11 protein-coding genes are annotated in these 12,981 nt (G+C 66.7%); 5 read left to right on the plus strand and 6 right to left on the minus strand.

Annotation, left to right across the window (positions count from 1 at the left end; genetic code table 11):
* Positions 1-20 precede the first annotated feature (20 nt).
* Positions 21-965, minus strand: a complete 945-nt coding sequence (locus tag CFB82_RS17340; RefSeq protein ID WP_089484678.1) for an AraC family transcriptional regulator — start codon at positions 963-965, stop codon at positions 21-23.
* Between the two features lie 227 nt (positions 966-1,192).
* Here CFB82_RS17340 and CFB82_RS17345 point away from each other — a divergent pair, with 227 nt between their 5' ends.
* The gene (locus CFB82_RS17345; RefSeq protein WP_069249139.1) at positions 1,193-2,245 is read left to right on the plus strand and encodes an NAD(P)-dependent alcohol dehydrogenase; all 1,053 of its coding nucleotides are present in this window, start codon (positions 1,193-1,195) and stop codon (positions 2,243-2,245) included.
* Between the two features lie 109 nt (positions 2,246-2,354).
* Here CFB82_RS17345 and CFB82_RS17350 read toward each other — a convergent pair whose 3' ends face one another.
* The 5 genes from CFB82_RS17350 to gatC form a co-directional block, all read right to left on the minus strand.
* Positions 2,355-3,128: an exodeoxyribonuclease III gene (locus CFB82_RS17350; RefSeq protein WP_069249140.1), complete on the minus strand. Its 774-nt coding sequence runs from the start codon at positions 3,126-3,128 to the stop codon at positions 2,355-2,357.
* A gap of 40 nt (positions 3,129-3,168) precedes the next feature.
* Positions 3,169-4,008, minus strand: coding sequence for a polyphosphate kinase 2 family protein (locus CFB82_RS17355; RefSeq protein WP_089484679.1), 840 nt, complete (start codon positions 4,006-4,008; stop codon positions 3,169-3,171).
* A 119-nt stretch (positions 4,009-4,127) separates the two neighbouring features.
* A complete protein-coding gene (gene gatB / locus CFB82_RS17360; RefSeq protein WP_089484680.1) occupies positions 4,128-5,603 on the minus strand; it encodes an Asp-tRNA(Asn)/Glu-tRNA(Gln) amidotransferase subunit GatB in 1,476 nt (491 codons plus the stop codon).
* 4 nt (positions 5,604-5,607) lie between these two features.
* The gene (gene gatA / locus CFB82_RS17365; protein ID WP_069249143.1) at positions 5,608-7,098 is read right to left on the minus strand and encodes an Asp-tRNA(Asn)/Glu-tRNA(Gln) amidotransferase subunit GatA; all 1,491 of its coding nucleotides are present in this window, start codon (positions 7,096-7,098) and stop codon (positions 5,608-5,610) included.
* A 66-nt stretch (positions 7,099-7,164) separates the two neighbouring features.
* Complete coding sequence (gene gatC, locus CFB82_RS17370) at positions 7,165-7,464, minus strand: Asp-tRNA(Asn)/Glu-tRNA(Gln) amidotransferase subunit GatC (protein ID WP_039353798.1); 300 nt, start codon at positions 7,462-7,464, stop codon at positions 7,165-7,167.
* A 367-nt stretch (positions 7,465-7,831) separates the two neighbouring features.
* Here gatC and CFB82_RS17375 point away from each other — a divergent pair, with 367 nt between their 5' ends.
* From CFB82_RS17375 to mrdA, 4 genes are all read left to right on the plus strand, one after another.
* Positions 7,832-8,875: a rod shape-determining protein gene (locus tag CFB82_RS17375; RefSeq protein WP_004189550.1), complete on the plus strand. Its 1,044-nt coding sequence runs from the start codon at positions 7,832-7,834 to the stop codon at positions 8,873-8,875.
* Positions 8,876-9,000: 125 nt separating this feature from the next.
* Positions 9,001-10,068 carry a rod shape-determining protein MreC gene (gene mreC / locus CFB82_RS17380; RefSeq protein WP_069249144.1) on the plus strand — a complete coding sequence of 356 codons (1,068 nt, stop codon included), beginning with the start codon at positions 9,001-9,003 and terminating at the stop codon, positions 10,066-10,068.
* Entirely contained in the window at positions 10,065-10,577 is a 513-nt protein-coding gene (gene mreD, locus CFB82_RS17385) for a rod shape-determining protein MreD (protein WP_006482567.1), read from the plus strand. The genes mreC and mreD overlap by 4 nt, the downstream gene beginning before the upstream one ends.
* 114 nt (positions 10,578-10,691) lie before the next feature.
* Complete coding sequence (mrdA, locus tag CFB82_RS17390; protein WP_089484681.1) at positions 10,692-12,977, plus strand: penicillin-binding protein 2; 2,286 nt, start codon at positions 10,692-10,694, stop codon at positions 12,975-12,977.
* Positions 12,978-12,981 lie beyond the last annotated feature (4 nt).

Below are 12,981 nucleotides of genomic sequence, written 5' to 3' on the forward strand. Positions count from 1 at the left end.
CGGCCGATCGCGACGCCGCCCTACGCATCCACCTCCGCCGCGACCGGCCGGGCACCGCTTTCGCGCATCCAGCGCACCTCGTCACCCGGGCTGCGGCCGAACAGCCGTTTGAACTCGCGGCTGAACTGCGATGCGCTCGCATAGCCGACACGCGCGGCCGCCGCACCGGCGCCGACCCCGTCCTGCACCATCATCAGCCGTGCCTGGTGCAGCCGCGTGGCCTTCACATACTGCATCGGCGACGTCGCCGTCACGTGCTTGAACTGCGCATGGAACACCGCGAGGCTCATGCCGGCCTCGCGCGCGAGCGTCTCGACGTCGAGATCGGCCTTCAGGTCCGCATGGATGCGCCGCAGCGCCTTCGCGATGCGGCCGAAGTGATGCTGCTGGACGAGCGCCGCGCGGATCGCGTCGCCCTGCGCGCCCGTCAGCACCCGATACGCGATCTCGCGCATGATCGCGGGACCCAGCACGCGCGTGTCGTGCGGCGATGCGAGCGCTTCGAGCAACCGCAGCACGGCGTCCGCCAGCGGCGCATCGAGCGGCGTCGAATCAACGCCGAGCGGTTCGCTGACGGGCGCACCCAGCGTCTCGTCGAGCAGGATCGCAAGCTCGGCGATCACCGCGAGATCGACGCGGATCGAGATCGCGAGAAACGGCTCGCCCTGGCTCGCGAAGGTCTCGCATTCGAACGGCAGCGGCACCGACAGCACGAGATACTGCTGCGCGTCGTACACGAACGAGCGCTCGCCGAGATAGCCGAGCTTGCGCCCCTGGCACACGACGACGATGCTCGGCTCGTACAACACGGGCATGCGCGGCACCGGACGGCTCACGCGGATGAAGCGCACGCCGTCGAGCGCCGCGAGCGTGTCGCCCTCGTTCGGCGCGACGCGCGTATGCAGCTCGACCATGCGGCGCTGCACACGGTCGCCCGTATCGGCGAAAAGGGGCTCGAAGCTCATCTGCGTGGTCCTGTCCGGCAAGAGAATCTGGCTCGCAATTTAGCACCTTGGACGTGTTTTGACGGCTGTTTGCACGCAGTTAGAGAGGAATAGGCAAATCTTCCAGACCTTCGTGTATTTCACTGCGGCGCCGCGCTCCTTACGATGACGTCCTGCCTCGCCGCATCGCCACATGATGCGACGGCAGTCTGTTTCGCCGGATGCTTTCCGGACAAGGAGCCCATCGCATGAGCACTACCTATGCCTACGCGGCGACCGATTCGCGCTCGCCGCTCGCCCCGTTCGAATTCCAGCGTCGCGCACTGCGCGACCTCGACGTCCAGATCGACGTCCTCTACTGCGGCGTCTGCCACTCGGACCTGCACCAGGCCCGCAACGAATGGCGCAACACGATCTATCCGGTCGTGCCGGGCCATGAAATCGTCGGCCGCGTAACCGCGACCGGCCCGGAAGTGACGCGCTTCAAGGTCGGCGAACTGGTCGGCGTCGGCTGTCTCGTCGATTCGTGCCGCACCTGCGCGAGCTGCGAAGAAGGCCTCGAGCAATATTGCGAGAACGGCTTCGTCGGCACCTACAACGGCCAGGATCGCGTGACGGGCGACATCACGTTCGGCGGTTATTCGACGCAGCTCGTCGTCGACGAGGCGTTCGTGCTGCGCGTGCCCGAGACGCTCGACCCGGCCGGCGCCGCGCCGCTGCTGTGCGCGGGGATCACGACCTACTCGCCGCTGCGGCAGTGGAACGTCGGCCCCGGCAAGAAGGTCGGCATCGTCGGGCTCGGCGGCCTCGGCCACATGGGCGTGAAGCTGGCGCGCGCGATGGGTGCGCACGTCGTGCTGTTCACCACGTCGCCGTCGAAGATCGAGGACGGCAAGCGGCTCGGCGCGCACGAAGTCGTGATCTCGAAGGACGAGGCGCAGATGAACGCGCACCTGAACAGCTTCGACTTCATCCTGAACACGGTCGCCGCGCAGCACGACCTGAACCCGTTCCTGCACCTGCTGAAGCGCGACGGCACGATGACGCTGGTCGGCGCGCCGGAGCACGACCATCCGTCGCCGCAGGTGTTCAACCTGATCTTCAAGCGCCGCCGCCTCGCCGGCTCGCTGATCGGCGGGATCGCGGAAACGCAGGAAATGCTCGACTTCTGCGCGGAGCACGGGATCACGTCGGATATCGAAACGATTCCGATGCAGCAGATCAACGCGGCCTACGAGCGCATGCTGAAGAGCGACGTGAAGTACCGGTTCGTGATCGACATGGCGTCGATCAAGCAATAAGCGCCGAAGGCGATACGCACGATCGCCGCCCCAAACGAAACGGGCCGCATGTTCGACATGCGGCCCGTTTTTGCATCCGACTGCTGCACGCGCGGCGCAGCGCGGAACATCACTTCTTGTAGTCGTAGTCCACCGTCAGCGGCGCGTGGTCGCTGAACTTGATGTCCTTGAAGATCGACGTGCTTTTCGCGGTGCCGGCGATACCCGGCGTCGCGATCTGGTAATCGATCCGCCACCCGACGTTCTTCGCATACGCCTGGCCGCGGTTGCTCCACCACGTGTACTGCTCGGCGCGCGGGTCGAGCGTGCGGAACACGTCGACATAGCCGACATCGTCGAACAGCTTCGTGAGCCACTCGCGCTCTTCCGGCAGGCAGCCCGAGTTCTTCTGGTTGCTCTTCCAGTTCTTGATGTCGATTTCCTTGTGGACGATGTTCACGTCGCCGCACAGGATCACCTCGCGCTTCTTCTTCAGCGCGGCGAGGTGCGGCATGAACTCGTCCATGAAGCGGTACTTCGCCTGCTGGCGTTCTTCGCCGCTCGAGCCGGACGGCACGTACACCGACACGACGGACAGCTTGCCGTAGCGCGCCTCGACGTAGCGCCCTTCGGCATCGAATTCGCTGCTGCCGAAGCCGATGATCACGTCATCGGGCTCGCGGCGGCTGTACACGCCCGCGCCGCTGTAGCCCTTCTTCTCGGCGTGGTGGAAATAGCTCTTGAAGCCGTGCGGCTCGACGAATTCGGCCGGCAGGTCGTCGGCCGAGACCTTGATTTCCTGCACGCACACGCAATCGGCGTTCTGTTCGCCGAGCCACTCGAAGAAGCCCTTCTTCGCGGCGGAGCGGATGCCGTTCAGGTTGGCGGTAATCACTCGCATCATGTCGGATTCCGTTCAGTTCGATGTTTTTCAGGGGGGCAGCTTAGCGGATCTTCACGCCTTCGAGCGCGGGCTTCGGCGGCGGGAATTCCAGCTTCATGTCGGTCATCGTGCGCAGCAGCAGCTCGGCGATCATCACGTTGCGGTGCGTCTTCGAGTTCGCCGGGATCACGTACCACGGCGCATGCTCGGCGGACGTCGCGGCGAGCGCGTCACGATAGGCGGACTGGTACGCGTCCCAGTGCTTGCGCGCGTCGAGATCGGAAATGTCGAACTTCCAGTGCTTGGCCGGATCGTCGATGCGCGCCTGCAGCCGCGCGCGCTGCTCGTCCTTCGATATGTGCAGGAAGCACTTGATGATCGTCGTGCCGTTCTCGACCAGCATCGTCTCGAAATCGCGGATCTGCCGGTAGCGGCGCTCGCATTCCTTCGTGTCGATCAGGTCGAGCACGCGCGGCACGAGCACGTCTTCATAGTGGCTGCGGTTGAAGATCGCGAGCTCGCCCGCGGCCGGCGCCTGCGCATGCACGCGCCACAGGAAGTCGTGCGCGGCCTCGATCGGCGTGGGCGCCTTGAACGACACCACGCGCAGGCCGAGCGGATCGACCTCGCGGAACACCGCGCGCACGGTGCCGTCCTTGCCGCTGGTGTCCATCCCCTGCAGCACGAGCAGCACGCGCTTCTTCTGCTGCGTGTGCAGGCGCTCCTGCTGCACGTCGAGCTCGGTCGACACGACCGACAGCCGTTCGCGGTCCGCTTCTTTCGATCCGGACGAAAACGGCTTCGCGGCCGGGTCGAACGCATCGAGCTTGAATGCGGCGGCTTCCTTCTCGCGCGTGCTGTAAGGCACGCGGAAATCGTCGAGCGACGGTTGTTTCGCCATTCGTTCCTCCGTTGGACGCTGTGGTGCATACGATAACGCATCCACCAAAACGCAACGGGCCGCCCCGATCCGGTTCGGGGCGGCCCGTCGTCAAGCGTGGTTCAGGCGCGCGGTCATGCTCAGCCGAGCTTCTTCTTCAGCAGTTCGTTGACCTGCTGCGGATTGGCCTTGCCCTTCGTCGCCTTCATTGCCTGGCCGATCAGCGCGTTGAACGCCTTTTCCTTGCCTGCGCGGAATTCCTCGACCGACTTCGCGTTCGCCGCGAGCACTTCGTCGATGATCGCTTCCAGCGCGCCGGTGTCGGAGATCTGCTTGAGCCCCTTCGCGTCGATGATGCGGTCGGCCGCGCCTTCGTCGGTCGCCTTCTCGTCCCAGATCGTCGCGAAGATTTCCTTCGCGATCTTGTTCGAGATCGTGCCATCCGCGATGCGCTGCAGCACGAGCGCGAGCTGCGCGGCCGAGACCGGAATCGCGTCGATTTCGATGCCGTCTCGGTTCAGCTGCGACGACACGTCGCCCATCAGCCAGTTCGCGGCGATCTTCGCGTTCGCGGTGCCGGCCTTCGCGACCACGGCTTCGAAGTACGCGGCCATCGCCTTGCTCGACGTCAGCACGCCCGCGTCGTACGCGGACACGCCGTATTCGTTGGCGAAGCGCTGCTGCATCGCGGCAGGCAGCTCGGGCATCCCGGACTGCACGCGCTCGATCCAGTCCTGGCCGATCACGAGCGGCATCAGGTCGGGGTCGGGGAAGTAACGGTAGTCGTGCGCGTCTTCCTTGCTGCGCATCGAACGCGTCTCGCGCTTGTCCGGATCGTAGAGGCGCGTTTCCTGCACGACTTCGCCGCCGTCCTCGATCAGCTCGATCTGGCGACGCACTTCGAAATTGATCGCTTCCTCGAGGAACCGGAACGAGTTCAGGTTCTTGATTTCCGCGCGCGTGCCGAACTTCTCCTGGCCGACCGGGCGCACCGACACGTTCGCATCGCAGCGGAACGAGCCTTCCTGCATGTTGCCGTCGCAGATGCCGAGCCACACGACGAGCCCATGCAGTGCCTTCGCGTAGGCCACGGCCTCGGCCGCGCTGCGCATTTCCGGCTCGGTGACGATCTCGAGCAGCGGCGTGCCCGCGCGGTTCAGGTCGATCCCCGTCATCCCGGCGAAGTCTTCATGCAGCGACTTGCCCGCATCTTCCTCGAGGTGCGCGCGGGTCAGGTTGACCGTCTTCTCGTACGCTTCCTTGCCGGCCTTTTCGTTGGCGGGCACCTGGATCGTGATCTGGCCGCCCTGCACGACCGGAATCTCGTACTGGCTGATCTGATAGCCCTTCGGCAGGTCGGGGTAGAAATAATTCTTGCGCGCGAAGATGCTGCGCGGCGCGATGGTCGAGCCGATCGCGAGGCCGAAGCGGATCGCGCGTTCGACCGCGCCGCGGTTCAGCACCGGCAGCACGCCCGGCAGCGCCAGGTCGACCGGGCAGGCCTGCGTGTTCGGCTCGGCGCCGAACTGCGTCGACGCGCCCGAGAAAATCTTCGAGACGGTCGACAGTTGCGCGTGCGTCTCGAGACCGATGACGACTTCCCATTGAGTAGCCATATGCTTACACCCCTGCCGGAACTTGCTTGTGCCAGTCGGTCGCGCGCTGGAACGCGTCGGCGACCTGCAGCATCCGGGCTTCGTTGAAATAGTTGCCGATGATCTGCAGGCCGACCGGGCGCTTCGCATTCGCGCCCGCGCCGAAGCCGCACGGCACGCTCATGCCGGGCAGGCCGGCGAGGCTCACCGACAGCGTGTAGATATCCGCGAGATACATCTGCACCGGATCGTCGCCCTTCGAGCCGAGATCCCATGCGACCGTCGGCGACGCCGGGCCCATGATCACGTCGCAGGACTTGAACGCTTCCTGGAAATCGTTCGCGATGATGCGGCGGATCTTCTGCGCCTGCAGGTAGTACGCGTCGTAGTAGCCGTGCGACAGCACGTACGCACCGACCAGGATCCGGCGCTTCACCTCGGGGCCGAAGCCTTCCGCGCGCGACTTCTTGTACATGTCGAGCAGGTCGCCGTACTGCGCGGCGCGGTGGCCGAAGCGCACGCCGTCGAAACGCGACAGGTTCGACGAGGCTTCAGCCGGCGCGATCACGTAGTACACGGGAATCGACAGTTCCGTCTTCGGCAGCGACACGGGCACGAGCGTCGCGCCGAGCGCTTCATATTGCTTCAGCGCCGCGTCGATCGCCGCGCGCACGTCGTCGGCGAGGCCGTCGCCGAAATACTCGTTCGGCAGGCCGATGCGCAGGCCCGCGAGCGGCTTGCCCGCATCGTTGCCGGCTGCCCACGGCTGGCCGAGGTGGCGCGTGAAATCTTCGTCGTCGCGCTCGAGGCTCGTCGAGTCGCGCTCGTCGAAGCCGGCCATCGCATTCAGCAGCAGCGCGCAGTCGGACGCGCTCTGCGCCATCGGGCCGCCCTGGTCGAGCGACGACGCGAACGCGATCATCCCGTAGCGCGACACGCGGCCGTAGGTCGGCTTGATGCCCGTCACGCCCGCGAACGACGCGGGCTGGCGGATCGAGCCGCCGGTGTCGGTGCCGGTCGCGGCCGGCGCGAGGCGCGCGGCCACCGCTGCCGAGCTGCCGCCCGAGCTGCCGCCCGGCACCGCGTTCGTGTCCCACGGGTTCTTCACCGCACCGAACGCCGAATTCTCGTTCGACGAGCCCATCGCGAACTCGTCCATGTTGGTCTTGCCGAGCGTGACCATGCCGGCCGCCTGCAGGCGGGCGACGACGGTCGCGTCGAACGGGCTCTCGTAGTTCGCGAGCATCTTCGAGCCGGCGGTCGAGTGCCAGCCGCGCGTGACGAAGACATCCTTGTGCGCGATCGGCAGGCCGGTGAGCGCGCCGCCCGCGCCGCGCGCGAGCTCGGCATCGGCGGCCTTGGCCTGCGCGAGGGTGAGATCGGTGTCGACGTGGACGAACGCGTTCAGGTCGCGCGCGGCTTCGATCCGTTTCAGGTAGAGCTGCGCGAGCTCGACGGCCGAGCATTCCTTGGCGGCGAGCGCGGCGCGCAGTTCGGTCAGGCTTTTTGCGTGCATTGAGTGGTTTTCCTGGGAATTCTGGGTGGCGCGCGGCGCAGAGGCGGCGCGCTTGTCATCGAATGCTTACTCGATCACCTTCGGCACGAGATAGAGGCCGTCCTGGACGGCCGGCGCCGGACGCTGGTTGTCGTCGCGATTGACGACCTCCGTCACGGCGTCGTCACGCAGGCGCTGCGCGACTTCCTGGATCTGTTCGATCGGGTGGGCGAGCGGCGCGATGCCGGCGGTATCGACCGCCTGCATCTGCTCGACGAGGCCGAAGAGTTCATTGAGCTGGCCGAGCATGTGCTCGGCGTCGGCGTCGGCCATTTCGAGTCGCGCCAGGTGCGCGATGCGTTTCACATCGGTCAGGGTCAGGGCCATGCGATCACCGGAAAAACAAGGCTGCGCAGCGCATCAAAAGCAGCACTGCGGCGGGGGGTTGGAGGGTGCGATCCCACCCTCAAAAATCGGGGCCGAAGCGGCAAAAATACCGCCCGTTTCGATTCAAATACCGTGAAATTATAAGGTATCATTACGCGTTCGACCCAAACCCGGCAGCCTTTTCCCGCACCGTTTCGCCCCGCTTCGGCAGGCCGTGCGTGCATCGTGCGATCCCCGGTAGACATCACTCGCAGCTTCGTGCGCCGCGGCGGCCGCTTCCGCCACGCTTCCCGAGGCTGTTATTTTTTCCGCTGCCGCCCTCAGCGCTCGCTATGCAGGGCCGGCCCAGAGCGAAACAGGATTCTGAATGTTCGGTTTTTTGCGCAGCTACTTCTCCAACGATCTCGCGATCGACCTCGGCACCGCAAACACCCTGATCTACATGCGCGGCAAGGGCATCGTGCTCGATGAGCCGTCCGTCGTGTCGATCCGCCAGGAAGGCGGCCCCAACGGCAAGAAGACCATCCAGGCAGTCGGTAAGGAAGCCAAGCAGATGCTCGGCAAGGTGCCGGGCAACATCGAGGCGATCCGCCCGATGAAGGACGGCGTGATCGCCGACTTCACCGTCACCGAGCAGATGATCAAGCAGTTCATCAAGACGGCCCACGAGTCGCGCATGTTCTCGCCTTCGCCGCGCATCATCATCTGCGTGCCGTGCGGCTCGACCCAGGTCGAGCGCCGCGCGATCAAGGAAGCCGCGCACGGCGCCGGCGCATCGCAGGTCTACCTGATCGAAGAGCCGATGGCCGCTGCGATCGGCGCGGGCCTGCCGGTGTCGGAAGCCACCGGCTCGATGGTCGTCGACATCGGCGGCGGCACGACGGAAGTCGGCGTGATCTCGCTCGGCGGCATCGTGTACAAGGGTTCGGTGCGCGTCGGCGGCGACAAGTTCGACGAGGCGATCGTCAACTACATCCGCCGCAACTACGGGATGCTGATCGGCGAACAGACCGCCGAGGCGATCAAGAAGGAAATCGGCTCCGCGTTCCCGGGCTCCGAAGTCAAGGAAATGGAAGTGAAGGGCCGCAACCTGTCGGAAGGCATTCCGCGCAGCTTCACGATCTCCAGCAACGAAATCCTCGAAGCGCTGACCGATCCGCTGAACCAGATCGTGTCGTCGGTGAAGATCGCGCTCGAACAGACGCCGCCGGAACTCGGCGCCGACATCGCCGAACGCGGGATGATGCTGACGGGTGGCGGCGCGCTGCTGCGCGACCTCGATCGCCTGCTGGCGGAAGAAACCGGCCTGCCGGTGCTCGTCGCGGAAGATCCGCTCACCTGCGTCGTGCGCGGTTCGGGCATGGCGCTCGAGCGCATGGACAAGCTGGGCAGCATCTTCTCGTACGAGTGATCGTCCAGGCAGTTCCCTGACATGACGCAACCGCGGCGTGGCCGGCTCGCTCGTTTAGAACGAACCGCCGCGCCGTTTGCGCGTCTGAGCATCATTTAACCGATCATTCGCGCCCGGCGCCGACCATGGAATACAGTCCGCCGCCCCTCTTCAAGCAAGGTCCGCCCGCGCTCGCGCGGCTCATCTTCTTCGTTGCCCTCGCCATCGCGCTCCTCGTCTCGGACGCGCGCTTCAGCACGCTCGAAATCGTCCGCGGCGTGCTCGGCACCGTGCTCTATCCGCTGCAGCGCGCCGCGCTCGTGCCGCGCGACCTGTTCATGGGCGCGGCCGACATCGCCGTCACCGGCGCGTCGCTGCGCCACGAGAACGACGACCTCCGCAAGCGCAACCTGCAGCTGTCCACGCAAGCCAACCAGGCCGCCGTGCTCACGCAGGAGAACGCGCACCTGCGCGCCGTGCTCGAGCTGCGCCAGCACATCGCGACGCAGTCGACGCCGGCCGAGATCCAGTACGACACGAGCGATCCGTTCACGCAGAAGATCGTGATCGGCCAGGGCTCGCAGCAAGGTATCCAGAACGGCGCGCCCGTCGTCAGCGAGAACGGCGTGGTCGGCCAGGTCACGCGCGTGTTCCCGCTGCAGTCCGAAGTCACGCTGGTCACCGACCGCGATCTCGCGATTCCCGTGCAGGTGCTGCGCACCGGCCTGCGCAGCGTGATCTACGGCACGCCGAAGGGCGATTCGCTCGATTTGCGCTTCGTGCCGACCAGCGCGGATCTCGTCGTCGGCGACGAGCTCGTCACGAGCGGCCTCGACGGCGTCTATCCGCCCGGCCTGCCGGTCGCGAAGGTCGTGCGCGTCGACAAGCTCGCCGATACGGCGTTCGCGCGCGTGACCTGCGCGCCGGTCGCCGCCGTGCGCGGCGCGCGCCAGATGCTCGTGCTGCATTACCAGAACGACATCCCGCCGCGCCCGGCCGAGCCCGATCCGGCCGCCGACAAGAACGCGAAGGGCAAGAAAGGCGCGAAAGCCGCCGCGAAGGGCGAGAAGGCCGACAAGGCCGACGCGAATGCGAAGCCGGCCGCCGCGGCCCAGCCCGGCGCGAAGCCCGCACCTGCGGCACCGGCCGCTCCGGCCAAGCCCGCCGCCACGCCCGCGAAGCCCGCGGCCGGGCAATCAGGAGCCCAGCGATGAATCGCCCGCAATACATCCTGCAGCCGGTCAATCCGTACTTCATCGTCTTCAGCCTCGCCGCCGCGTTCCTGCTGAACCTGATGCCGTGGGGCCGCCTGCCCGGCGTGCCCGACTTCGTCGCGCTCGTGCTGCTGTTCTGGAACATCCACCAGCCGCGCAAGGTCGGGATGGGCGTCGCGTTCGCGCTCGGCATCCTGATGGACGTGCATGACGCGGGGCTGCTCGGCGAGCATGCGCTCGCCTATACGCTGCTGTCGTACGGCGCGATCACGATCCACCGCCGCGTGCTGTGGATGCCGATCGGCGTGCAGGTGCTGTACGTCACGCCGCTCCTGGTCGTCGCGCAGCTCGTCCCGTTCGTGATCCGCCTCCTGATGGGCGCCGCGTTCCCGGGCTGGCGCTACCTGGTCGACGGCTTCGTCGAAGCCGCGCTGTGGCCGATCGCGAGCCATCTGCTGCTGATGCCGCAACGCCGCCCGGTCGATCCGGACGATACGCGCCCCATCTGAGCCAGGGGCCCGCCTTGAATACCCGCCGCCTCCACGCCCGCCGCGCGCCGCGCTCCGGGGCGGCACCTCGCCCGCACCCGCACGCCGTGCGCGGGCCAGACAGACCCTAGCCGCATGACCGAATTCAACGACACCCAACAGCAGCTCTCGAAGTTCCGCCTGCGCGTCGCGGCGGCGGGCGTGTTCGTGTTCGTCTGCTTCGGGCTGCTCGCAAGCCGCTTCTTCTACCTGCAGCTGATGCAGCACGGCAAATACGCGCTGCAGGCCGAGGAAAACCGTATCTCCGTTGCGCCAATCGTGCCGAACCGCGGGATCATCACCGACCGCAACGGCGTGATCCTCGCGAAGAACTATTCGGCCTATACGCTCGAGATCACGCCGTCGAAGCTCGACGACACGCTCGACAACACGATCGACAAGCTGTCCGAGATCGTCCCGATCGACGCGCGCGACCGCCGCCGCTTCAAGAAGCTGCAGGAAGACTCGAAGAACTTCGAGAGCCTGCCGATCCGCACGCGCCTCACCGACGCCGAAGTCGCGCGCTTCACCGCGCAGCGCTTCCGCTTCCCCGGCGTCGACGTGCGCGCACGGCTGTTCCGGCAATATCCGCTCGGCACGACGGCCGCGCACGTGATCGGCTACATCGGCCGGATCTCGAAGCGCGACCAGGATCGCATCGACGCGATGAGCGATGACAACGACAGCGATCAGGAAAACTACGATCCGCGCCGCGACGCGAACAACTACAAGGGTACCGACTACATCGGCAAGATCGGTGTCGAGCAGAGCTACGAGACCGAGCTGCACGGGCTGACGGGCTTCGAGGAAGTCGAGGTGACGGCCGGCGGCCGGCCGGTGCGCACGCTGTCGCGCACGCAGGCGACGCCCGGCAACAACCTCGTGCTGTCGCTCGACATCGGGCTGCAGCAGGTGGCCGAGCAGGCGTTCGCCGGCAAGCGCGGCGCGCTGGTCGCGATCGAGCCGAAGACGGGCGACGTGCTCGCGTTCGTGTCGTCGCCGAGCTTCGACCCGAACTCGTTCGTCGACGGCATCGACCAGCAGACCTGGGACGAGTTGAACAACTCGACCGACAAGCCGCTCTTGAACCGCCCGCTGCATGGCACCTACCCGCCCGGCTCGACGTACAAGCCGTTCATGGCGCTCGCCGGCCTGACGCTCGGCAAGCGCACGCCGGGCTGGGGCTTCCAGGATCCCGGCTACTTCACGTTCGGCGGCCACACGTTCCGCAACGACGTGCGCTCGGGCCAGGGCTGGGTCGACATGAACAAGGCGATCATGGTGTCGAACGACACCTACTTCTACATGCTCGCGCGCGACCTCGGCGTGAACTCGATCGCGAACTTCATGAAGCCGTTCGGCTTCGGCCAGATCACCGGGATCGACATCCAGGGCGAGGCGCGCGGGATCCTGCCGTCGACCGACTGGAAGAAGAAGGCGTTCAAGAAGGCCGCGCAGCAGAAGTGGTTCGACGGCGAGACGATCAGCCTCGGGATCGGCCAGGGCTACAACTCGTTCACGATCCTGCAGCTCGCGCACGCGACCGCGACGCTCGCGAACAACGGCGTCGTGATGAAGCCTCACCTCGTGAAGGAAGTCGAGGATCCGATCACGCGCGGGCGCCGCCTGACCGTGCCGAAGGAAAGCGAAACGATCCCGCTCAAGCAGGCCGACATCGACGTCGTGAAGCGCGGGATGGAGAACGTGATCGAGAACCCGTCCGGCACCGCGTACAAGGTGTTCCGCGGCGCACCGTACCTCGCTGCCGGCAAGACCGGTACCGCGCAGGTATTCTCGCTGCAAGGCTCCAACTACAAGGGCCACCTGCTCGCCGAGCACCTGCGGGACCACGCGCTGTTCATCGCGTACGCGCCGGTCGACCATCCGCAGATCGCCGTCGCGCTGGTCGTCGAGAACGGCGGCTGGGGTGCGCAGGCCGCCGGCCCGATCGCGCGCCGCGTGCTCGACTTCTACCTCGTCGACCGCCAGAACCCGCAGAACGAGGCGGCGGCCGTGGCTGCCGCGGCGTCGGCGACCGAACCCATCAACGCACCCGTGATCGGCGACGCAAACAAGCCTGCTGCCGTCGCGGCCGGCTTCACCGCGCTGCCGCAGCCGGTCGTGCCGAGCGCGGCCAGCGCGGCCGAAGCGGCATCGGCGGCGGCCGCCTCCGAAGCGTCGGCGGCCGCCGCCGCGAGCGCCGCCCTGCCCGCCAGCGCCAGCGCCGCGGCGCCGAGGGCCGCGAGCCTGCCGCCGATCCGGCGCCCGCACCGGCCGCGCCGGCCCGCCAGCGATGCGCAGCCGCTCGTCGCGACGCCGCGCGACGACAATCACCGTGCAACGGCCCCCGCGAAGGCGGCGGACGCCGGCACCGCTCATTAACGGA

Source organism: Burkholderia sp. HI2714, from assembly GCF_002223085.1.
Taxonomy (GTDB): Bacteria; Pseudomonadota; Gammaproteobacteria; order Burkholderiales; family Burkholderiaceae; genus Burkholderia; species Burkholderia lata_D.